Annotated in this window: 16 protein-coding genes and 13 tRNA genes; 11 read left to right on the top strand and 18 right to left on the bottom strand. The window is 43.8% G+C overall.

Annotation, left to right across the window (positions count from 1 at the left end; all coding sequences use genetic code 11):
- Positions 1 to 271 precede the first annotated feature (271 nt).
- Positions 272 to 1,192, top strand: coding sequence for a GTP cyclohydrolase FolE2 (folE2, locus tag DS891_RS10205; RefSeq protein ID WP_102057492.1), 921 nt, complete (start codon positions 272 to 274; stop codon positions 1,190 to 1,192).
- 121 nt (positions 1,193 to 1,313) lie between these two features.
- On the opposite strand, the gene DS891_RS10200 is transcribed toward folE2, so the two are convergent.
- From DS891_RS10200 to DS891_RS10165, 8 genes are all read right to left on the bottom strand, one after another.
- Positions 1,314 to 2,903 carry a PAS domain-containing methyl-accepting chemotaxis protein gene (locus DS891_RS10200; protein WP_174169731.1) on the bottom strand — a complete coding sequence of 530 codons (1,590 nt, stop codon included), beginning with the start codon at positions 2,901 to 2,903 and terminating at the stop codon, positions 1,314 to 1,316.
- Positions 2,904 to 3,198: 295 nt separating this feature from the next.
- A tRNA-Glu gene (locus tag DS891_RS10195) sits at positions 3,199 to 3,274 on the bottom strand.
- A gap of 99 nt (positions 3,275 to 3,373) precedes the next feature.
- Positions 3,374 to 3,449: transfer RNA gene (locus DS891_RS10190), tRNA-Glu, on the bottom strand.
- A gap of 99 nt (positions 3,450 to 3,548) precedes the next feature.
- Positions 3,549 to 3,624: transfer RNA gene (locus DS891_RS10185), tRNA-Glu, on the bottom strand.
- Positions 3,625 to 3,723: 99 nt separating this feature from the next.
- A tRNA-Glu gene (locus tag DS891_RS10180) sits at positions 3,724 to 3,799 on the bottom strand.
- A 100-nt stretch (positions 3,800 to 3,899) separates the two neighbouring features.
- Positions 3,900 to 3,975 (bottom strand) — tRNA-Glu (locus DS891_RS10175).
- Between the two features lie 99 nt (positions 3,976 to 4,074).
- Positions 4,075 to 4,150, bottom strand: a tRNA-Glu gene (locus DS891_RS10170).
- 75 nt (positions 4,151 to 4,225) lie between these two features.
- Positions 4,226 to 4,301: transfer RNA gene (locus tag DS891_RS10165), tRNA-Ala, on the bottom strand.
- Between the two features lie 521 nt (positions 4,302 to 4,822).
- On the opposite strand from DS891_RS10165, the gene DS891_RS10160 reads away from it, so the two are divergent.
- The 7 genes from DS891_RS10160 (at position 4,823) to DS891_RS10130 (ending at position 7,877) form a co-directional block, all read left to right on the top strand.
- A tRNA-Val gene (locus DS891_RS10160) sits at positions 4,823 to 4,898 on the top strand.
- Between the two features lie 65 nt (positions 4,899 to 4,963).
- Positions 4,964 to 5,039 (top strand) — tRNA-Val (locus tag DS891_RS10155).
- Positions 5,040 to 5,170: 131 nt separating this feature from the next.
- Positions 5,171 to 5,246: transfer RNA gene (locus tag DS891_RS10150), tRNA-Val, on the top strand.
- Positions 5,247 to 5,377: 131 nt separating this feature from the next.
- Positions 5,378 to 5,453 (top strand) — tRNA-Val (locus DS891_RS10145).
- Between the two features lie 130 nt (positions 5,454 to 5,583).
- Positions 5,584 to 5,659 (top strand) — tRNA-Val (locus tag DS891_RS10140).
- Between the two features lie 131 nt (positions 5,660 to 5,790).
- Positions 5,791 to 5,866, top strand: a tRNA-Val gene (locus DS891_RS10135).
- A 379-nt stretch (positions 5,867 to 6,245) separates the two neighbouring features.
- Entirely contained in the window at positions 6,246 to 7,877 is a 1,632-nt protein-coding gene (locus tag DS891_RS10130) for a response regulator (RefSeq protein ID WP_010607591.1), read from the top strand.
- Positions 7,878 to 7,900: 23 nt separating this feature from the next.
- Here the strand turns inward: DS891_RS10130 and msrB are convergent, their stop codons facing one another.
- From msrB to DS891_RS10100, 6 genes are all read right to left on the bottom strand, one after another.
- Positions 7,901 to 8,341, bottom strand: coding sequence for a peptide-methionine (R)-S-oxide reductase MsrB (gene msrB, locus DS891_RS10125; protein ID WP_174169730.1), 441 nt, complete (start codon positions 8,339 to 8,341; stop codon positions 7,901 to 7,903).
- A 1-nt stretch (position 8,342) separates the two neighbouring features.
- Positions 8,343 to 8,855, bottom strand: coding sequence for a DUF2919 domain-containing protein (locus DS891_RS10120; RefSeq protein ID WP_010607589.1), 513 nt, complete (start codon positions 8,853 to 8,855; stop codon positions 8,343 to 8,345).
- A 4-nt stretch (positions 8,856 to 8,859) separates the two neighbouring features.
- Positions 8,860 to 10,878, bottom strand: a complete 2,019-nt coding sequence (ligA, locus tag DS891_RS10115) for an NAD-dependent DNA ligase LigA (RefSeq protein WP_174169729.1) — start codon at positions 10,876 to 10,878, stop codon at positions 8,860 to 8,862.
- Positions 10,879 to 10,944: 66 nt separating this feature from the next.
- On the bottom strand, positions 10,945 to 11,670 hold the full coding sequence (gene zipA / locus DS891_RS10110; protein ID WP_174169728.1) for a cell division protein ZipA: 726 nt from the start codon (positions 11,668 to 11,670) through the stop codon (positions 10,945 to 10,947).
- An 18-nt stretch (positions 11,671 to 11,688) separates the two neighbouring features.
- Positions 11,689 to 15,078, bottom strand: a complete 3,390-nt coding sequence (locus DS891_RS10105) for an AAA family ATPase (RefSeq protein ID WP_174169727.1) — start codon at positions 15,076 to 15,078, stop codon at positions 11,689 to 11,691.
- A 64-nt stretch (positions 15,079 to 15,142) separates the two neighbouring features.
- Positions 15,143 to 15,877 carry an RNA methyltransferase gene (locus tag DS891_RS10100; protein ID WP_174169726.1) on the bottom strand — a complete coding sequence of 245 codons (735 nt, stop codon included), beginning with the start codon at positions 15,875 to 15,877 and terminating at the stop codon, positions 15,143 to 15,145.
- Positions 15,878 to 16,004: 127 nt separating this feature from the next.
- Between DS891_RS10100 and DS891_RS10095 the strand changes: the two genes are divergently transcribed.
- The gene (locus tag DS891_RS10095; RefSeq protein WP_010378819.1) at positions 16,005 to 16,301 is read left to right on the top strand and encodes a hypothetical protein; all 297 of its coding nucleotides are present in this window, start codon (positions 16,005 to 16,007) and stop codon (positions 16,299 to 16,301) included.
- A gap of 32 nt (positions 16,302 to 16,333) precedes the next feature.
- Here the strand turns inward: DS891_RS10095 and gpsA are convergent, their stop codons facing one another.
- From gpsA to DS891_RS10075, 4 genes are all read right to left on the bottom strand, one after another.
- The gene (gene gpsA / locus DS891_RS10090; protein WP_010607583.1) at positions 16,334 to 17,341 is read right to left on the bottom strand and encodes an NAD(P)H-dependent glycerol-3-phosphate dehydrogenase; all 1,008 of its coding nucleotides are present in this window, start codon (positions 17,339 to 17,341) and stop codon (positions 16,334 to 16,336) included.
- Between the two features lie 3 nt (positions 17,342 to 17,344).
- Positions 17,345 to 17,833 carry a protein-export chaperone SecB gene (secB, locus tag DS891_RS10085; protein WP_010607582.1) on the bottom strand — a complete coding sequence of 163 codons (489 nt, stop codon included), beginning with the start codon at positions 17,831 to 17,833 and terminating at the stop codon, positions 17,345 to 17,347.
- A gap of 83 nt (positions 17,834 to 17,916) precedes the next feature.
- A complete protein-coding gene (grxC, locus tag DS891_RS10080; protein WP_010607581.1) occupies positions 17,917 to 18,174 on the bottom strand; it encodes a glutaredoxin 3 in 258 nt (85 codons plus the stop codon).
- Positions 18,175 to 18,186: 12 nt separating this feature from the next.
- A complete protein-coding gene (locus DS891_RS10075; RefSeq protein WP_010378806.1) occupies positions 18,187 to 18,618 on the bottom strand; it encodes a rhodanese-like domain-containing protein in 432 nt (143 codons plus the stop codon).
- Positions 18,619 to 18,895: 277 nt separating this feature from the next.
- On the opposite strand from DS891_RS10075, the gene gpmM reads away from it, so the two are divergent.
- Entirely contained in the window at positions 18,896 to 20,437 is a 1,542-nt protein-coding gene (gene gpmM / locus DS891_RS10070) for a 2,3-bisphosphoglycerate-independent phosphoglycerate mutase (RefSeq protein ID WP_045990307.1), read from the top strand.
- 12 nt (positions 20,438 to 20,449) lie between these two features.
- Positions 20,450 to 21,595 (top strand): murein hydrolase activator EnvC, encoded by a 1,146-nt coding sequence (locus DS891_RS10065; RefSeq protein ID WP_174169725.1) that lies wholly within the window; start codon positions 20,450 to 20,452, stop codon positions 21,593 to 21,595.
- Positions 21,596 to 21,613 lie beyond the last annotated feature (18 nt).

The following is a 21,613-nucleotide window of genomic DNA, read 5'->3' as shown; positions in this document are numbered from 1 at the left end:
CGCTTGAGCCTGACTGAATTGCTTTTCAAGCCCTCAAAGTAAATATTATACAAAAGCCCTAGTAATAAGCGAGTATAGAAATTGCAGGGTCAGATCATTCAGTCAATTTCATGTACGCAAAGCAGAATGATAGATAACAGAAATGAGACTCTGTATCACTAAATGCACAAATCATCTAATTTAGTGCGGATAGATTTAAGCTCACCATCCCAACTTAATCTGATTTCGTGTAATATGCCCGTTTTTTAAGTCGTGAGAAAAGAGAACGTCGATGCAAAATAACATGCCAGACATTGCACACAGTGCTAGTGCGTTACAAACGGGAACTTTAGACTGGGTAGGCATGGGTAACATAGAGTTGCCTTTAGTATTAGAAAGCAAAGGCCTAAATCAAGTTACTGTTACAGCCAAAGCCGATGCTTTTGTTAATTTGCAAAAAGAAGACGCAAAAGGCATTCACATGTCACGCCTCTTTCTTGCTCTTGACACGCTTTCTTGTGAGCAAATACTTACACCAAAAACTCTAAAACAGTTGTTAGATAACTTTTTAAGTACGCATAACGACTTAAGTACAGGTGCAAAAGTAACACTACAGTTTGAATTGCCTATCAGACGCCCTTCGCTTTTAAGTAAAAAAATGGGATGGAAATCATACCCAATTACCCTTGATGCGACGTTGATAAACGGTATTTACAAGCTAGAACTGGCACTTGACGTTGCTTACTCGTCTACTTGCCCCTGTTCAGCTGCACTGTCTCGTCAACTGATCCAAAACGCTTTCCAACAAGCTTTTGATGGTAAACAATTAGATTTCCATAGTGTGCATGACTGGCTAGGTAGCACAGAAGGGATCGTTGCAACCCCCCACTCTCAGCGCTCGATTGCAAATATAAAAGTTAAGCTTACAGATAATAGTAGTGAGTTTGAGATTTTAGATCTGATCGAATTGGTTGAAAACGAGTTAAAAACTCCTGTTCAAGCCGCAGTAAAACGAGAAGATGAACAAGAATTTGCACGCCTTAACGGCCAAAACCTAATGTTTTGTGAAGATGCAGCGAGGAAGTTAAAAGCATTGCTAAACCAGCAAACTTATTTAGATTTCTACGTTAAAATCAACCATTACGAATCCCTTCACGCCCATGATGCTGTAGCTTATGCCGTGAAAGGGGTTGAAGACGGCTACAACGTTTAATTATAGCAATTGGTATTAGAGCCGCTCCGTTGACTACTATTATTAATCAGAGCTAGATAGCTCTGATTAATCTCCTCCCATACACAACGAAGTAAGTGCTGTATTACCGTAAGTTATCCACTCAACGGTGGGCACGGTTTAATTTGCGAATAAACTGCTCGACGAGCACTTCTTGGTTTTCTAAAGCCTGCTCTGTATTTTTCATCGTTTCATGCGTCTTGCGCGCACTTTTCATAGACTCATCCGCAAGGCCTGAAATTGTCACTGCATTTGCGTTTAGCTCATTAGAAACACTCGACATCTCTTCTGTCGATGTCGCAATTTGATAGTTCAAACCTGATATTTCATTTACTATTGTGTTGATCGTTTCAAGGCTCACTTTAGTGCCTTCTGCCTTTACTACACATTCAGAAGAACGCTCTACTCCACTTTGAATTGCAGTAACTGCCCTCTCTGCTCGTTGCCTCAGATCGGCAATAATACCATTAATCTCGGTTGTCGAATCTTGTGTCCTTTGCGCAAGCGCCCTTACCTCATCAGCAACAACCGCAAACCCTCTGCCTTGTTCCCCTGCACGTGCAGCCTCGATAGCAGCATTTAAAGCGAGTAAGTTGGTTTGCTCGGAGATCCCACGGATCACATCAACAACCCCTTCGATGTTAACCGTTTGCGCATTAAGATCTTCTATGTCTTTTTGAGTGCGAGATAGCTCTTCCGATAAAGCATAATTATTCTCCATATTGTCATCAACGGCTTTGTTGCCTCTCACAACGGATTCAAGCGCCGCTTCGGATTGCTGCGCTGCATTGTTAGTATTAGAGGCTATTTCACCAATCGAAACAGACATCTGATTAATTGCTGTTGCTAAGGAGCCGGTTTGCGCTTGCTGTCGATTTAAAATATCAGAACTCGTTTTGCATTCTTGCATCGTTTTGGTTGCGTATTCTGAAACGGTGGCACTAGCATCTTTAACACGCCCAAGCACAGCCCGAAGCTCGGATTCTCTAGCGAGTAAAGCAAGCTCTATAGATGCAACATCATTAACCTTATTGAGATACACTTTTTGCATCAGAGGGTTATCGTATACTTTTTTTGCTTTTTCGCTGAGCGACCGCACTGGAGCAAGGCGAGAATAAGTAATAAATAAAACAGCAAGAGTAAGTAGAGTTTCAGCGAGGTAATTCCAAGGTGATGATAAAGCTGAGATCAACATGGTTAAGGCATAGAAAACAATTATTATTGCCATCATTTGAGCTGATAAGGACCAAGAGGCTCGAGTAAATTTACTTGGTGAAACACCATTATTTAAATCGGCATAGATGCTCTCTGCACGGTTGACAACTTCCCGGCTTGGCTTTGTCCTCACTGATTGATATTCGACAATCTTACCGGATGCATCTTTAATAGGAGTGACAAAAGCATTAACCCAATAGTGATCACCATTCTTGCAGCGGTTTTTAACCATTCCCATCCAAGGTTTACCCGCTTCAATATAATCCCATAGGTTCTTGAAAGCGGCTTTAGGCATTGTTGGATGCCTAACGATATTGTGAGGCTTCCCCTCTAACTCGCTAAGTGAAAACCCTGCAACTTCACAAAACTGCGAATTCGCATACTTTATCTGACCTTTTACGTTTGTCGTTGAAAGTAGATTGTAAGAACTTGGATAATCATTCTCTTTTCCTGTGTAATCAGCTCTACCTTTTGTCATAGCTCGCTCTCGATTAAAAAGGGCAATAATTAAAAAGGGCAATAGATAATAAATTATTACTTTCTTAAAAACCGTAAGAGATTTCACCAAAAGACTGATTGAGATCATAGTGAAATATGATTTGATACCAATTTACACAATTAAGTGTGCTATTTTGAAGGATCAAGTACTAAGACAAATTGGTATGAATGCTTAACGAACAACAGAAAGTTAATATAAAAGCTAGCAGAGTTCTGAACTTAAACAACTAAGAAAGGCAATATGAATATGATTAGAATAGAAGATGGAAAGTAAGTGGCGTCCCCTAGGGGATTCGAACCCCTGTTACCGCCGTGAAAGGGCGGTGTCCTAGGCCTCTAGACGAAGGGGACGCAGAATTTTTTGCAAATCACAGACTTGCTATTTCTGTGTCACTAGGACTTGATTTAGCGGTTTATACTCTTGCTAACCGAGTTACTTACTAATGTAAGTGGCGTCCCCTAGGGGATTCGAACCCCTGTTACCGCCGTGAAAGGGCGGTGTCCTAGGCCTCTAGACGAAGGGGACGCAGAATTTTTTGCAAATCACAGACTTGCTATTTCTGTGTCACTAGGACTTGATTTAGCGGTTTATACTCTTGCTAACCGAGTTACTTATCAAAGTAAGTGGCGTCCCCTAGGGGATTCGAACCCCTGTTACCGCCGTGAAAGGGCGGTGTCCTAGGCCTCTAGACGAAGGGGACGCAGAATTTTTTGCAAATCAAAGACTTGCTATTTCTGTGTCACTAGGACTTGATTTAGCGGTTTATACTCTTGCTAACCGAGTTACTTACTAATGTAAGTGGCGTCCCCTAGGGGATTCGAACCCCTGTTACCGCCGTGAAAGGGCGGTGTCCTAGGCCTCTAGACGAAGGGGACGCAGAATTTTTTTGCAAATCACAGACTTGCTATTTCTGTGTCACTAGGACTTGATTTAGCGGTTTATACTCTTGCTAACCGAGTTACTTACTAAAGTAAGTGGCGTCCCCTAGGGGATTCGAACCCCTGTTACCGCCGTGAAAGGGCGGTGTCCTAGGCCTCTAGACGAAGGGGACGCAGAATTTTTTGCAAATCACAGACTTGCTATTTCTGTGTCACTAGGACTTTATTTAGCGGTTTATTCTCTTGCTAACCGAGTTAATTACCAAAGTAAGTGGCGTCCCCTAGGGGATTCGAACCCCTGTTACCGCCGTGAAAGGGCGGTGTCCTAGGCCTCTAGACGAAGGGGACACAATATCAAACAACTTCGCACTCGAGGCGTTGCCATTTGAATTATGTACTAGGACATATGCACTAACGATAAATTGGTGGAGCTAGACGGGATCGAACCGTCGACCTCTTGCATGCCATGCAAGCGCTCTCCCAGCTGAGCTATAGCCCCATAATAGTCAGACCTGAACTGCTAGCCTGTATCGCTGAGTGCGGGGCGCATTCTATGCAGGAGCAAAAATAAAGTCAACAACTTTTATGAAAGTTTTTTCTAACTGATTCATTTTAAATCAAGAAGCGTAGAATATAACCAAACCACTTCCCTTTGCAAGCCTAACACCTTGAATTGGATTATTTATTACACAATTTAAAACGCATAGTTACCGAACCTCTGCCTTTTTGTTTTAAATCCAATTAGGCCAGAGTGATTTACGGCTCTTTTCTTATTCCGCATGGTATCCAACCCTGCTTAATTTTTCGCTATAACATGCAAAGCACAGCAACTTACTTTCCCCCAAAATAAGATGATTCTTGGACCAAAAATATAAGGCCCCTCACCTCTTCTATAATGAAGAGCTTAAAGCATTGAGCATAAAAACATCACACAGTATAGTTTTTTAAAGTTAAGTGTTGACTCTTTTCAAACTAAACCTATAATACCGCCCCACAACGGCAGACGTTGTAATACAATTTGGGTTGTTAGCTCAGTTGGGAGAGCATCGCCCTTACAAGGCGAGGGTCACTGGTTCAAGTCCAGTACAACCCACCACTTCTACTCTTAGATTAGAATTGGACATTAAACTCTATTCAAGAGTATAAATTGAAACACAATTTGGGTTGTTAGCTCAGTTGGGAGAGCATCGCCCTTACAAGGCGAGGGTCACTGGTTCAAGTCCAGTACAACCCACCACTTTATTCTTTATTAGATAGAGTGGTTGATGCAAAGCATCGCACTAAGCCTGAGCAAGGCGAGGGTCACTGGTTCAAGTCCAGTACAACCCACCATAACTCTATTCAAGAGTATAAATTGAAACACAATTTGGGTTGTTAGCTCAGTTGGGAGAGCATCGCCCTTACAAGGCGAGGGTCACTGGTTCAAGTCCAGTACAACCCACCACTTTATTCTTTATTAGATAGAGTGGTCGATGCAAAGCATCGCACTAAGCCTGAGCAAGGCAAGGGTCACTACTTTAAATGCAGTACAACCCACCATAACTCTATTCAAGAGTATAAATTGAAACACAATTTGGGTTGTTAGCTCAGTTGGGAGAGCATCGCCCTTACAAGGCGAGGGTCACTGGTTCAAGTCCAGTACAACCCACCACTTTATCCTTTATTAGATGGAGTGGTCGATGTAAAGCATCGCACTAAGCCTGTTCAAGGCAAGGGTCACTGGTTAAGTCCAGTACAACCCACCATAACTCTATTCAAGAGTATAAATTGAAACACAATTTGGGTTGTTAGCTCAGTTGGGAGAGCATCGCCCTTACAAGGCGAGGGTCACTGGTTCAAGTCCAGTACAACCCACCACTTTATCCTTTATTAGATGGAGTGGTCGATGCAAAGCATCGCACTAAGCCTGTTCAAGGCAAGGGTCACTGGTTTAAGTCGAGTACAACCTACCATAACTCTATTCAAGAGTATAAATTGAAACACAATTCGGGTTGTTAGCTCAGTTGGGAGAGCATCGCCCTTACAAGGCGAGGGTCACTGGTTCAAGTCCAGTACAACCCACCACTTTATTTTCTAGATAGAGTGGTCTATGCAAAACATCGCACTAAGGCTAAAGTCACAGCTTTAAATCCATTACACCACTTCACTTTCCGTACAGTCGTTATTACTTATCACATACTCAAACAGCACATCAAACTGAATAAACTTAAACCTGCCATAAAGTCCATAGAAACAACCTCGTTTTTCTCATTTACTAACTAATTAGATACTCTACTCAGCCTCCCAAATTTTGGTTATACCCTTAACTATTTTGACACTAACCTCAGTAAATAGTTGGGACAAGCTAAATAGACTAACCTACTAAAAATGAGTTAATTTTTGTTTTCAAAACTACACCTAAGTACTAGACTAGAAGCAAAGCCATTGTCTAAAAATTGTTTCTATGTCAGCTCCATCTATTCAAAATGCCAAAATGTTAATCGTTGAAGATCAACCATTAGCATTGAGCTATATGAAACAATCTTTAGAACAGTTAGATTTCAGAAATTTAAAATTTGCAGAAAGTGCAGACAGTGCAAAAGAGCTTTGCACTATCAATAAGTTTGATCTCATCGTATGCTCTTTTGGTTTAGCAAAAAAGCAAAATGGCTATCAATTTTATGAAGAGTTACGGTCCAAACAGTTAATTCGCTCAAGTACCGCTTTTATTTTTATTTCTTCTGAAACTAGCCCCGAGTTAGTCCATAGTATTATCGAACTCCAACCCGATGACTTTTTAGTTAAGCCCTTTTCAATAAAAGAACTACAAAACCGTATAGAACGAGTTTTAAAGCGTAAACAGGCTTTAAGGCATATAAACTTGCTTGTAGACGATAAGAACTATTCAAAGGCCTTAAAAGCGCTAGATCTAGAACTAGACAACAAAGATCATAACTACACTTCCCTACTCCTAAAGCTAAAAGGAGAACTTCTACTCAGACTCAATCAATTAGAAGAAGCAAAGTCTTTTTACAAGTCGGTTTTGGCTCTGCAAAAGTTTACATGGGCAAAGCTAGGCTTGGTCGAGGCGCTTATTACCAACAATGAAGATGTTATTGCTCAGAAGATGTTGAAAACCTTAATAGAGCGACCGGAAACTCGTCTTCCTGCGCTCGATTTATTAAGCAAACTCGAAATAAAACTAAACCAATATGAAAATGCCCAACAATTGTTAGAGCAAGCAATTGAGATGGCACCCAGAAACATAAATAGGCAACAGTCACTTGGTCGAGTTGCGCAAATTAATCACGACTATGAAGCCAGCTATAAAGCGCATAAAGATATCGCAAGTTTCGCGCGCTACTCGATCCATGACAAACCAGAAGTGTATTTGAACGCCGCACGAGCAGGAATAGACTTTGCCTTGAGTACCGATCAATCAGACCAAGTCACTCGTCTCACAAGGCAAACGCAACAATACCTGAGTGATTTAAAACAGCAATTTCCAAACGCGCAAACTCAAGCGCAAATCGATGTCCTCAACGCCCGCGTCCATTATCTAAAAGATGAGCATAAAAAAGCGAAACAACTGCTAGAACAGTTAGAAGATGAACCCGTTATTCGCTCGGTAGATTCCACTTTAGACAAAGCAAAAGCACTACATGAGGTGGGATTAAACCACAAAGCTCAGGAGCTATTTAGTCAAGTTATTGCACACTGTGAACGCCATAACTCAAGCGCAGATCCCATCACAATGCACTATCTATATCAGCAGCAGCAAGAGAAAAAAGAGATCACCATGGGCCCAAGAGAGCTCAATAATCATGCGGTCACACAGTTTAACAAAGGACAATATGAAACCGCTTTGGAGGCATTCACTCAAGCATTTAGAATTATGCCTAAAAACTCAGGAATAGCGCTAAATTTACTGCAATGTATGAGTGATAGTTGTGCTAAGTCAGGAAGTACTTTTAATTCCAATTTAGCAAAGCGTTGTACTACCTTGCTAAATCAGTCTGAGTTGGATAGTGAACAGCAGATCCGCTACGGTAAACTCAAAGCTAAACTACATGAAATGAAACTCGACTTTGAGTAATCACTTGTTTTATCGCAATTGAGCTATTTCTTTTCCATTGCAAGGGCATTAACACAATAACGCAGTCCACTTGGTTCAGGGCCATCAGGGAATACGTGACCTAAGTGGCTATCACACACGTTACAAGTGATTTCGATGCGCGTCATTCCATGGCTCTTATCGCCATGATACGCCACCACTTCCACTGCTGCAGGCTGTGTAAACGAGGGCCAACCAGAGCCACTATCAAACTTTTCTTCGGCATCGAATAACAGCTCGCCACAGCATACGCAGTAGTATTTACCAGGTTCAAAAAGCTGACAACTTTGTGAACTAAACGGTCGCTCGGTCCCCTTTTTCCGAGTGATCATGTAAGTTTCTGGAGCAAGCTCTGATTGCCATTGCTGGTCCGATTTATCAACTCTGCGAGGAGCAACAGGATTACCATTTCTGGCAAAGTTTAGTATATCTAACCACTTTAACATCTCAATTCTCTCTCTTGTTTACCTCTGTCTTTTGCTCTTCAACAGGAAGGGGCCAATCGCCAAAAAAGCAACTTAGATAGCGGCTTTTAATTAAATATAAAAGTACCCAACTCACCAACACAATTTGTACGGCAATATAAGGAGAAAAACTATAATGAGTTTTCCCAGCTTGCAGGATCAACCACGCTAAATCGAGTACAGCTGTTAATATAAGTGGCAAACGCATATAACGCCAGACGGCAGCGAGCTTTGGAGAACTTGTTGGCCGCCTAAGAGAAAACACAACGGTTGGTATGAGCGTGATACAAGCGATCCCTGTCGCGACAAAAAAGTGAAACTTAGACTCAAAGAATAGCGACATCAAATCCAAGTCAGGGCGTCTCGCAAGTGCGGAAAACACCCAAATAAGCAACGGGCGGAGCAACACAACCAGCGCTAAATTAAAAGCGATTGGCGTACGATAAACGCCATATTTATCCCAGTATTCAGGGCCGTATCGTGTTACTGATTTCATTTTACTACTCGTATTTGTTTAACAGTGCGATCAGCGCCTCTTCATCGAACACCTCAACACCTAGCTCTTGTGCCTTAGTGAGCTTAGAGCCTGCTTTTTCGCCAGCATAAACTGCATCCGTATTTTTCGACACACTACCCGCGACCTTAGCGCCAAGCGCTTGCAATCTCGCTTTAGCATCGTTGCGGTTCAGTTGGCTCAAGGTTCCAGTCAACACATAAGTTAGCCCTGCTAAAGGCTGTGCATCCTCTGACGGTGCTGCCACATCTTGCCAAGTTACACCCACTTCAATCAATGCAGTTACCACCTCTTGATTGTGCTGCTCGGCAAAAAAGCTATGAATGTGCTGCGCAACAACAACACCAACATCACTTACTTGCTGTAGAGTATCAATGGAGGCGGCCATCACTTTTTCAAGCGTCAGGAAGTGATTTGCCAAGTTTTGTGCTGTCGCTTCACCGACTTCTCTGATCCCAAGCGAATACAAAAATTTGGCTAACGTTGTTTGCTTTGCTTCTTCAAGTGCCGCAACCAAGTTTTTAGCAGACTTAGGTCCCATACGTTCAAGAGACTCAAAATGCCCTTGTCTTAAGATAAACAGATCGGCAGGGGTTTTGATTAGCTCGCGCTCAACTAACTGCTCAACTATTTTGTCGCCAAGGCCATCTATGTCGAGGGCCTTTCTCGATGCAAAGTGCTTAATTGCTTCTTTACGTTGTGCACGGCACACTAAACCGCCAGTACAACGCGCAACCGCTTCTCCTTCAACACGTTCAACATGAGAATCACACACCGGACAAGTATCTGGGAACTCAATCTCTTTGGCATCATCAGGACGCCTATCTAACACGACCTGAGTTACCTGAGGGATCACATCCCCAGCTCGGCGTACAATAACGGTATCACCAATCTTTACACCTAAACGCGCAATTTCATCACCATTATGAAGCGTGGCATTCGATACCGTAACACCACCAACAAAAACAGGCTCTAAGCGTGCGACGGGCGTGATCGCCCCAGTACGACCGACCTGAAACTCAACATCAAGCAGCTGAGTGATCTCTTCTTGTGCAGGGAACTTAAATGCAATCGCCCAGCGCGGCGCACGAGCAACAAAACCAAGCTGCTCTTGCTGCGCTTTATCATTCACTTTGATCACTACGCCATCAATTTCATAGGGAAGCTCAGCACGGCGCGTCATGATATCTTGATAATAAGCCAAAGCTTGCTGTGCATTATCGACAAGCTTTGTCTCAGGGCTCATTGGCAAGCCCCAACCTTGTAATTGCTGTAGCTGCGCATAGTGCTCGTTGGCCAGCTCACCGCCTTCAACTAAACCCATAGAATAAGCATAAAACATCAATGGACGCTTAGCGGTAATTTTTGAGTCTAATTGGCGCAGACTTCCCGCTGCCGCATTCCTTGGGTTTGCAAAGGTCTTATCACCTTTCGCTTGCGCCGTTTCATTTAGCTTAATGAAACCCGCGGTATCCATAAAGACTTCACCACGCACTTCTACTTCATGCGGAATATGTTCTCCACGCAGTTTCAGCGGAATATTGCGAATGGTTTTGACGTTCTCAGTGATATTTTCCCCAACTTGACCGTCTCCCCTTGTCGCCGCTTGAACGAGCACACCATCACGATACAAAATAGACACCGCCAAGCCATCGAGCTTTGGTTCACAGCAAAAAGTAACATCTTTACTTGTCAATAGGCGCTCTTTTAAACGGCGATTAAATGCCGTAAATTCACTCTCGTCGAAGGCATTATCGAGCGACAACATAGGTACTCTGTGTGTTACTTGCTCAAACTTGCTAAGCGCTTCACCACCCACTTTCTGTGATGGGGAATCAGGACTTTGTAACTCAGGATGCTGCTGCTCAAGCGCCATCAACTGGCGCATCACACGATCATATTCCGCATCAGGCACACTTGGGTTATCTAAAACATAATATTGGTAATTGTAATCTTCGAGTTGCTGCCTAAGAGCTGCAACTTGGCTTTCAATGTTGTCTGACATTTAAACCTCTAAACGTAAAAAGCCACCAGCGGATGCCAGTGGCTTAAAAATGATTCTAAGTAGCGATTAAGCGGCGAATTCACGCACTTTTTCAACATAACCGCGCACGGCTTCAACCGTTAACGGTTCGCGGTCTTTATCAAGTACAGTTGCGCCAAACTCTTCAGCTAGTTTTTTCGATGCACTGTGAAGCATATTAAATGCAGCCAAGTTATCGCCTTCACAAGGTAAGGTCATAAATAGGCTAATGCCAGCGGTGCTAAATTGCTCCATGTTATCGATATCAAACGTACCTGGGTTGTACATGTTTACCAATCTAAATAACACAGGACCGTTTCCGGACGGCTCTAAATGGCGATTGAAGAAGCCCTCATCAGAATATTTAAATCCAAGGCTTAACACGGTTGGTAACAACCTTGAACCTGCCATTTTCAGGCCTTCAGGCATATCAACGTGAAGAATAATAAAGTCTTGTGGCTCTAATGTACTCTCTTCAGGCTCAGCCTCTTCAGATCCACTGCTCTCAGTTTGCACCTCAGTTTCAGACTCTTCCGTCGTTATAATGCCCTCAGTCGCAGGCTCGTCATCTACCGCACTAAAGGTCATCTCTCCAATTTCAGGTTCGTCAGGCTCTTTATCGTGATTCGGCGTTTGCTCTTTGAGTTCATTGGGCTCCTTTTTAGAAGCTTTATCGCTGCTCTTCTTACGAACAGACCAAAGTCCATGTATGAGTAACCCGCCTATGACCAACGCACTGATCACGATTAATGCCCATCTTAACTCTGTGGCCATTGCTCACCTTTTTTGTTGTTATGCCTGTGCCATTTGCACCGCTTGTTCTATATCTACGGCAACCATGCGCGACACCCCGGGTTCTGCCATGGTTACCCCCGTCAGTCTACCCGCCATTTCCATAGCGACCTTGTTATGACTGATATAAATAAATTGCACTGTTTGCGACATTTCTTCAACCAAACGACAGAATCGCCCTACGTTTGCGTCATCAAGCGGTGCATCTACTTCATCCAGCATACAGAATGGGGCTGGATTAAGCCTGAATATTGAAAACACCAATGATAATGCGGTCAGCGCTTTTTCTCCACCACTTAACAGATGAATTGTCGAGTTTTTCTTACCAGGCGGCCTTGCCATGATAGAAACACCACTTTCTAACAGGTCATCGCTAGTCAATTCTAGATATGCATTCCCTCCACCAAACACTTTAGGAAACAACTCAGCTAAATCTTCATTCACTTGATTAAAGGTGGCACTAAAGCGGGTTTTGGTCTCTTTATCAATTTTTCTGATCACCGCTTCTAACGTTTCTAACGCATTAGTGAGATCATCCAGCTGTGTATCTAAATAGGTTTTACGTACCTTCGCTTCTTCAAACTCTTCAATTGCGGCTAAGTTTACAGCCCCTAACTTACCAAGATCATTACTGACTCGACTCAAATTGGCTTGATACTGGCCCAAGTTTGCGTCTTCAGGTAATTCCGCCAGTTCCGCTTTTAGCGTCCGACCAAGCTCCTGCAAAGGTTCAAGTACCGCTTGCGCCTTTATCATCAAGCTTTGCTCTTCAAGTTTCACTTGTTGCAAAGACTCATTGAGTTTACTCACTTCGCCTTGTGCATCTTTTAATGCCGCTTGTTTTTGGGAAAGGTTTTCCTTGGCTTGGTTGAGCGTATCCAACATCGTTTGCTTTTGCGCCTTAGCTTCTAGATGTTGGGCGAGCAATAATTCAATGTCTTCATGTGCCTCCGCGAGCGGCTCTTCACAAAGCAAAATATCTTCTTGTGTTTGCTCGATGCGCTGGTTTATTTCATCGCGACGATGTTGCAAGTGTTCCAACTTAGAATTGCTGAGCTGTAGTTCACTTTCTGCCTGCTGCGACGCAAGTTTAGTGGTATGAACTAATTGCTGCGCTTCTTGTAATGCGGCCCGTCGAGATTGACTATATTGCTTGAACTCGGTCAACTTAGCCTCGGCCAGCTGTTGTGTTTGTTGTGCTTGCGCTAGCAGCTCATCACGTTGTAATTGCTGTTCAGTATAAAGCTCAAGTTGTTCGATGACCTCGCCTCGTTCTTGAGCAATGACATCAAGCTGTTCCTGAATTTTCTGTCCTTGCTCACGCCAAGCGCTCAGATTCTCATCCAGCATTTCAACTTTGGTTTTATGGCTGGCGATTGCTTGGGCCTTTTCGTGAACACATTGCTGTATTTCTAATAAACCAACTTGCGTGTCTTCAAGAGCAATACGCTTTTGTGCTACAACCTGTTCAGCCTCTTCTGCGAGTTGTTGCAAATGAGGAAGTTGAGTATGACATGACTGCAATTGGGCATAGCGTTTTAACGCGCCACTCTCTTCATTGCTTTTCGTCTTGGCCTTAAAGTTATCTCCCACAATAATGCCACCGACCGTCACGCCGAGAAGGAATTGTTCACACGATTTAAAGTCTGTAGATTCAGCACATAATTTTATTTTCGTTAAAAAGCTGGGGAACAGCCCTGAGCTTATTTTTGTCGCAACGGAATCAGCGGGAACTTCGAGTTCAGTGGGCCATAGCGTATTCATTTCGCGTTGCTCAACGACTAAATGCGTCAACCCAAGCAGTGCCGCCTCCACGCACTCTTCATACCCAGACTCAACAACAAGCTGCGATAACATAGTCGTAGCAGAAGTCTCCGACGTTTCCTCTGCCCAGCGTGATAACGCCTTTATTTCAGATTGCACTTCTTGTAACGCCTGAAGCGCTTTTTGAGCATGAGTCTGTGCCTGTAAGATTTCTTCTTTATTGGTTTTCTCTTGACCTTGCAACTTACCAGCTTGGCTTTGTAATTTAGCCATCGCTTGAACTAACTGATGATGTGCATCCTGAGCTTTAGCCAAGTCATTTTCCAACATAGATGCGTGATGCGCGTCAGCCTGTTCCTGCAACTCAGCCTGACGCTTATCTATGTGCAGTTTAGCTTGCTGTTGTTGCGCTAATTGGCTTGCCCCTTGCTGTACCTGAGCATGTATTTGTTGATACTGCTTCTGCGCGTCATTATACTGTGCTTCTAATTGAGTTTGCTCTGTGTCACTTTGCTCATTTGTGAGTTGAATTTCTTCCAATTGCAATAGCGCAATCTCAAGTCGCTCAGAAGCTTCAGCGACTTTTTCAGCACTGCTCACCACATACTCGGCTTGCTCGTCTTGCGCCTCAATCACTTCTTGCTGTTGTGATTTCAGTATTTGGGACTGCTCAATAAGCTGACGCTTTTTTTCAGTTAGATTGACCTTCTGTTGCTCAAGCGTTGCCAACTGGGTTTCAATTCGGTGCACGCTATGTTGTGCTTGCTCATAGCCATCATTGAAATGCTTAATTTCATGTTCTAGCGTCGCCAAAATGCTGTCATGGCCACTGTGAGCTTCATTAAAAAATGCTAATTTTTCGTTGAGTTTGGCAATTTCTTTGGCTTTTATTGCCTGCTTTTGCTCAAGGCTTTGCCACTTTAAAATTGCTATCCACGACTTTAAGTCACGCTCTTGCGACTTTAAAGACTTATATTCGCTCGCCTGTTGTGCTTGAAGTGCCAGTTTATCTAGCTGACTCTGTAGCTCTTGCCTAACATCGAGCAAACGCTCCATGTTTTCGCGAGTACTCTTGATGCGAGTTTGAGTTTCTCGTCGACGCTCTTTATATTTTGAAATTCCGGCGGCTTCTTCTAAAAAAACTCTTAACTCTTGCGGCTTACTTTCGATCAAGCGAGAGATCATCCCTTGCTCGATAATTGCGTAACTGCGAGGACCTAGGCCAGTACCTAAAAAGATATCCGTGATATCGCGCTTACGGCACTTACTACCATTTAAAAAATAAAGAGATTGGCCATCTCGCGTCACTAAGCGCTTAATGGCAATTTGGTTACGATCTGCAAACGTGCCGGGCAACCGGCCTTGAGTATTATCAAAAATCAGTTCTACAGAAGCTTGCGAGATAGGTTTACGTTTGGTCGAACCGTTAAAAATAACGTCCGTCATGGCATCGCCACGGAGGTTTTTCGCGGAGCTTTCTCCCAGTACCCAGCGAACTGCATCAATAACATTAGACTTACCGCAGCCGTTTGGCCCAACCACACATGTCATCTGGTCAGGAAACGGGATCTTGGTTGGCTCTACGAAAGATTTAAAGCCGGCCAGTTTGATGCTACTCAGTCGCATAGCTTATTATTATTGTTCGCGGTTACTTTTGAGAATAAGACAATTCATTAGTAAGATCTATGAGTTAGCAATGACAGCGTTTAATATTATCCAAAATGATCCCGGTAGCCATCGCCACATTCAATGATTCAGCACCACCAAACGCAGGAATAGTCACCTTTTTATTGATGTGCGCCGCTATGGTATCGCTAATACCATGAGACTCGCTACCCATGACCAACACGGCATTACGACTAAATTGGCACTGATGTACGCTCTCACCACCAAGGAATGCACCATAGCACTCGCCTTGATATTGTTTTAAAAAGGCCTCGAGATCGGTTCTCACCACATTAACACGCACAAATGAGCCCATAGTGGCACTGATCACTTTAGGGTTAAATTGATCGGCGCAGTTTTCGCTTACCACGAGCTGCGTTAATCCATACCAATCAGCAAGACGAATAATGGTACCGAGATTACCCGGGTCTGAGACTCCATCTAATGCCAACACCAGCCCAGCAGTATTGATTTCTTCTGCTGGCGGCATTGCAACGACCGCTATCGCCGCATTATTTGACACCAAAGTACTCACCTTGCTCAACACTTCCTCTTCTGCTTCTACACAGTCAATATTAACGAGTTTGGATTTATACTTTTTCATGAACTCATTGGTCGCGAACAGCTGTTCAACAGCCAACCCAGCATCAACTAACTCAATCACATTCTTTTCGCCTTGTACTAAATACAGGCCATGTTGTTTGCGATATTTTTTTTGCCCTAAAGCACGAAGTAGTTTTTGTTGATTCTTGGAGATCATGTGCACCTCAAAAGTTGGATTCACCATTATACCTGTTCAGTATCAGATAAAAAGCGTTTCCACGAGGCATTAAGCTAAGAAATTATGTTATCTTGTGCCGAATGACACACAAGGCATAGAGGTAATCATGTCACCTGAGCTAACGCTTATTTTACTCAACTTTATTCTACTTTTTGTGGCCTACGTATTCGTTTACCCAAAGTTAAAAGAGAAAAGTCTCGCCAGTATCAGCAAACAAGATTTATTGGTTACTGCGGTTTCTTTAGTCGTGTCTGGAAGTTTGTACTATGGCAAGGATATCGAATTTTCGTTAGTGTTTTTTAAGAGTAATTGGGTGGTGTTTACGATTGTCGCATTTAGCGTGATTGAAATCCCATTTTTACTGTGGTTTAAGCGTCGCTATAACATTAAGTTTGGAGAGTAATAGAGAGGTAGCTACGCCTCTCTATTCGATTATCACTCAGCTCGCTTCTCGCGACCAAGTAACGCCATTGCGGCTTCTTTCACATCTTTTTGCTCATAAAGCACTTGATAGATCTGCTCAGTGATAGGCATTTCAATACCCGTGCGTTTGGCAAGTAGATAAACTTCTTTGGTATTGCGATAACCTTCGACCACCTGACCTATACTCGACATCGCCTCATCGACCGACTTTCCCGAGCCAAGTGCAAGGCCAAAACGGCGATTACGCGACTGGTTATCCGTACAAGTGAGAATCAGGTCACCAAGCCCCGCCATACCCATAAAGGTTTCAGAGCGCGCGCCTAACGCACATCCTAAACGACAAAGTTCAGCGAGTCCTCGGGTGATAAGCGCCGTTCTAGCATTCGCACCAAAACCAAAGCCGTCAGACATGCCCGCGCCAATTGCGATAACATTTTTGACCGCGCCGCCGAGCTGAATACCAATAAAGTCTTCGTTGCTATACACCCTAAACGAGCGACCGCAATGCAACAGCTCTGCGAGCTCTTCACGAAACTTTGCACAAATCGAAGACACTGAAATAGCAGTAGGTAATCCTGCGGCCATTTCTTTTGCAAAAGTAGGTCCACTTAGCACCGCCAGCGGCACATCGTCACCTAACACATCCAGTGCAACCTCTTGCAATAATCGCCCAGTATTTGGTTCGAGCCCCTTGGTTGCCCAAGCTACTTTTGCATTCTCAAGTAGCATAGGTTTAATCTTCTTTAAGGTGTCTGCAAACGCATGACTTGGCACAACCACCAAAATACGCTCGCTAGACTTAACAGCCGTTTCTAAATCGGCCTCAAGTTCAAGCGTGTTTGGAAACTGGATGTCAGGAAGATAACGTTGGTTTTTGCGCTCAGCTGCTAGCGCCTCAACGTGTTCGCTATTGCGTCCCCATAGTGTCACTTGGTGACCATTTCGGGCGAAACAAATAGCAAGGGCGGTGCCATAAGACCCCGCCCCCAATACAGTTACAGCTGATTTTGCTGTACTCATCAATTATGCGTCAGCAGTTTGCTCAGGCTGTGCTTGAGCCGCACGTTGCTGCATATACTGAGCGAATAATGCGTCAAAGTTAACTGGCGCAAGGTTTAACTGTGGGAAAGTACCACGGTTAACTAGGCTAGCTACCGCTTCACGCGCATATGGGAATAGGATGTTAGGGCAGAATGCGCCTAGCATGTGTGCCATTTGCATTTCTTCAAGATCTGCAATTGCAAAGATACCAGCTTGTTGGATTTCACATAGGAATGCAGTTTCTTCACCAATAGTTGCCGTTACCGTTAGCGCGAGAACAACTTCAAAAACGTTGTCATCAAGCTTTGCTGAACGTGTGTCCATGTCTAGCTTAACTTCTGGTGTCCACTCTTTTTGGAAGATACCTGGTGAGTTTGGCGTTTCAAACGATACATCTTTAGTATAGATACGTTGAATGTTGAACTGAGCGCCTTCTTGTTGTTGTTCTGCTGCTTGGTTTTGTTCTGCCATGATAATTTCCTAAATTCTGTTGTGATCCTGCTAGTTCCTAGCAGTCATTATAAAAAGTAAGCTGAGCCAAAGCTCAATCAATCTTATGCTTGTAATAGCTTATCGAGTTCGCCTTTCGCTTCAAGCGCCATAATATCGTCGCAACCACCAATATGGCGCTCAGCGATAAAGATTTGTGGCACGGTATAGCCACCGTTGGCTTTTTCGATCATCTCGTCACGAAGCTCTGGCTGTGCGCCAATATCATACTCAGTGTATGTGACACCTTTTGCATCTAATAGTGCTTTTGCACGATGACAAAATGGACAATAGTCTTTGGTGTAAATTACGACTTGGCTCATCATAGACCTCAGTTATTTTCCGTTAGAGATTGGTAAACCCGCACTTTGCCATGCGCCAATACCACCTGATAATACGTACACTTGCTCGAATCCAGCTTTGTGCATGTTATCAGCAACAGCAGATGCCGTCATACCTGTGTTACAGACCAATATAATGGGCTTAGATTTATGTTTTTCAAGACCAGCAAAATCTTTTTGCTTGAGTTTTTCCGCATTCACCTGCTCAGAACCTGCAATGTGACCCTGGTTAAACTCTTTTGCTGCACGCATATCGAGTACCTGACCATCTTGGCGGTTAACAAGCATAGTCAACTGCTGGGGGTTAATTTGTCTAATTTTAGAAAACTGACTCTTAAACCAACTACTCACTAACATCGCGGCTAACACAACCCAAATGATGCTAAGTACCGGATGGTTACCTAAAAACGCAACGTATTGTTCCATTAATTTATCAACCAAAAATTATTAAACGATAAAGTGGCAGCAAGTATACCTGCTTTATTCTCGACAAAACAGACTTGTTCAACATGAGCAAATATCAATCTCAAAGTTGATAATTCATCACTGTGGGGCTGAATATTCATACAAAAACAGGTATTCTACTTACCAGCAACCAGAGCAAGCTTATCGAAGCGCTGCAGCCCAAGTTAGTAAATCTAACCTTGTAGCGTTTGCTATAAGACATCAACATCGTGCCTAATTCAGGATTTCAGGAGCGCAAATGACAGCTAAGAAAAAGCCATTGGTATTAATGATTTTAGACGGTTGGGGCTATCGCGAAGAAAGCGAGAGCAATGCTATTTTAGCAGCCAATACCCCAGTATTAGATGAACTATGGCGCTCTGCTCCGCACACCTTGATTTCAGGTTCAGGCCTTGATGTTGGTCTACCGGATGGACAAATGGGGAATTCCGAAGTTGGCCACGTTAACCTCGGTGCAGGACGTGTGGTTTATCAAGACTTCACGCGGATCACTAAAGCGATTGACGATGGTGAGTTTGAGCACAATCCAGCTCTGGTTGAGAATATCGACAAAGCCGTGGCAAAGGGAAAAGCCGTTCACCTAATGGGGTTATTGAGCCCAGGTGGCGTTCACAGCCATGAAGATCACATTGTTGCGGCAATTAAATTAGCAGCTGAGCGCGGTGCAACCGTTTATTTGCACGCATTTTTGGATGGCCGCGATACACCACCTCGCAGCGCACAAGCATCAATTGAAAAAATGGAAGCCTTGATGCAGTCACTCAATTGTGGCCGACTAGCGTCTATTATTGGTCGCTACTATGCTATGGACCGTGACAATCGTTGGGACCGCGTCGAGTCTGCATACAACCTGATGGTAAGTGGCGACGCTGATTTTACTTATAGTAATGGCGTTGAAGCGCTACAAGCAGCTTACGCGCGTGATGAAAATGATGAGTTTGTTAAAGCATCAGTGATCACCGAAGCTGGGCAACCTGCCGCTACTATCAATGATGGTGATACGGTTATCTTTATGAACTTCCGTGCAGACCGAGCGCGCCAGATGACCCGTGCTTTTGTCGATGCTGACTTTAACGGCTTCGAAAAACGCAAAGCACCGGACTTAAGTGCGTTTGTTATGATGACTGAATACGCTGCCGACATTAAAGCCCCTATCGCTTTCGCGCCTGAAGCACTTGTCAATGTGCTAGGTGAATGGCTAGCTAAGCACAACAAAACTCAGCTGCGTATTTCAGAAACGGAAAAATATGCCCATGTCACTTTCTTCTTCAGCGGCGGTCGCGAAGATCTCTTTGAAGGTGAAAAACGTGAACTTATTCCTTCTCCACAAGTTGCCACTTACGACTTACAACCAGAAATGAACTCAGAAATGCTAACTGATAAGTTAGTTGAAGCCATTCATAGCGGTGAGTTTGACGTCATTATCTGTAACTACCCGAATGGTGATATGGTTGGACACTCTGGTGTATTTGAAGCCGCAGTAAAAGCATGTGAAGCCGTTGATAAGTGTATCGGTCGTGTGGTTGCAGCGTTAAAAGAAACCGGTGGTGAAGCTTTGATCACAGCAGACCACGGCAATGCTGAGCAAATGCAAAACCCGAAAACGGGCCAAGCTCATACAGCACACACTAGTGAGCCTGTACCGTTTATTTATGTAGGTCGTGATGCAGAGCCACAAGCAGGAAAAGCACTAAGCGATGTTGCACCAACAATGCTGCATTTACTTGGTATGGAGCAGCCTAGCGAGATGACAGGCACTCCAATTATGCGTTTAAAATAACGGCCTGCCTGTATGCCGTTAAAAACGACATTTCACTATGCCGCACTTCTCGGTGCGGCGTTACTCATGACAACAGCGCCCGCTGTTGCCAACGAATCTAGAACCAAACAAGACTTAAGCGAAGTTCAGCAACAGCTTAAAGCTAGCCAACAAGCATTAGAAAAGCAGCGCGGTGAAATTAACAGTCACGAAGCAAAGCTCAAAGCCTTCGAACTTGATATTGCCAAAAGTGCCAAAGCTATCTCACTCACAGAAATCGGGATCAAAGAAAACCAAACCGAGCAGGCCGAACTTAAAAAGCAAGAAAGCACGCTGTTAAACGACAAGAAAAAATTTGAAAAGATCCTTGCGGCTCAGCTAAAAAGTGCCTACATGACGGGCTCTCATGATTATTCTAGAATGTTACTTAATCAAGAGCATGCAACAAAGCTCGAGCGCACCATTGCCTATTATGATTACCTAAATAAAGCACGTATTAAACAACTCGAACAACTGAAATCTATCGGCCAAGAATTGGCACAGACTCAAGCTGAGTTAGCAAGAACACAAGCACGCTTAGAAGCGCTACAAAACCATCAGAATGAACGCTTGGAAGCGCTCAAGAAGGCGCAGCAAGAACGTCAAAACCAGCTTGCAAACCTAAATAACAAACTCAGTGAAACACGCTCTGCCATTGCTTATTTAAAAGAAAATGAACAAACCTTAATCCAAACGTTAGAAGAGCTTGCCAAGGCACAAAGAGAAGCCGAAGTACGTTTAGATGGGCTAGCCAAACTCAAAGGCAAAATGAGCTTACCAACCAAAGGTCGAATTAAACATAAATTCGGCCAAAGCAAACATGCAGGTATGAATTGGAAGGGCGTCCTCATTGGTGCAAAAGAAGGGGCTGAAATTGCGAGTGTCGCCCCCGGTCAAGTTGTGTATGCAGATTGGTTAAATGGCTTTGGCTGGGTTATTGTGCTCGATCATGGTCATGGTTTTATGAGTCTATACGGCCACGCACAAACGCTGCTTCGCGATGTTGGCGATCAAGTTCGCAGTGGTGAAGTGATCGCTTTGGTAGGACAAAGCGGCGGACAAAGAGATCCTGGTCTATACTTTGAAATACGGCATAAGGGAAGCGCTGTAGATCCGATAAAATGGTGCAGATCCAGTTAACTGAATAACCCGTGCTGC

Source organism: Pseudoalteromonas sp. JC28, assembly GCF_013319255.1.
In the GTDB taxonomy this organism is placed as follows: domain Bacteria; phylum Pseudomonadota; class Gammaproteobacteria; order Enterobacterales; family Alteromonadaceae; genus Pseudoalteromonas.
The sequence above is the reverse complement of the archived record's forward strand: the minus strand, read 5'-3'. Positions and strand labels throughout refer to the sequence as shown.

Coding starts and splice junctions, on each gene's coding strand:
- msrB (WP_174169730.1), bottom strand. CDS start 8,341: ATGTTAAAGTGGTTAGATATACTAAACTTTGCCAGAAATGGTAATCCT.
- DS891_RS10100 (WP_174169726.1), bottom strand. CDS start 15,877: ATGATCTCCAAGAATCAACAAAAACTACTTCGTGCTTTAGGGCAAAAA.
- folE2 (WP_102057492.1), top strand. CDS start 272: ATGCAAAATAACATGCCAGACATTGCACACAGTGCTAGTGCGTTACAA.
- ligA (WP_174169729.1), bottom strand. CDS start 10,878: ATGTCAGACAACATTGAAAGCCAAGTTGCAGCTCTTAGGCAGCAACTC.
- DS891_RS10065 (WP_174169725.1), top strand. CDS start 20,450: ATGCCGTTAAAAACGACATTTCACTATGCCGCACTTCTCGGTGCGGCG.
- DS891_RS10075 (WP_010378806.1), bottom strand. CDS start 18,618: ATGGAACAATACGTTGCGTTTTTAGGTAACCATCCGGTACTTAGCATC.
- grxC (WP_010607581.1), bottom strand. CDS start 18,174: ATGAGCCAAGTCGTAATTTACACCAAAGACTATTGTCCATTTTGTCAT.
- secB (WP_010607582.1), bottom strand. CDS start 17,833: ATGGCAGAACAAAACCAAGCAGCAGAACAACAACAAGAAGGCGCTCAG.
- gpsA (WP_010607583.1), bottom strand. CDS start 17,341: ATGAGTACAGCAAAATCAGCTGTAACTGTATTGGGGGCGGGGTCTTAT.
- DS891_RS10120 (WP_010607589.1), bottom strand. CDS start 8,855: ATGAAATCAGTAACACGATACGGCCCTGAATACTGGGATAAATATGGC.
- zipA (WP_174169728.1), bottom strand. CDS start 11,670: ATGGCCACAGAGTTAAGATGGGCATTAATCGTGATCAGTGCGTTGGTC.
- DS891_RS10200 (WP_174169731.1), bottom strand. CDS start 2,903: ATGACAAAAGGTAGAGCTGATTACACAGGAAAAGAGAATGATTATCCA.
- gpmM (WP_045990307.1), top strand. CDS start 18,896: ATGACAGCTAAGAAAAAGCCATTGGTATTAATGATTTTAGACGGTTGG.
- DS891_RS10095 (WP_010378819.1), top strand. CDS start 16,005: ATGTCACCTGAGCTAACGCTTATTTTACTCAACTTTATTCTACTTTTT.
- DS891_RS10105 (WP_174169727.1), bottom strand. CDS start 15,078: ATGCGACTGAGTAGCATCAAACTGGCCGGCTTTAAATCTTTCGTAGAG.
- DS891_RS10130 (WP_010607591.1), top strand. CDS start 6,246: ATGTCAGCTCCATCTATTCAAAATGCCAAAATGTTAATCGTTGAAGAT.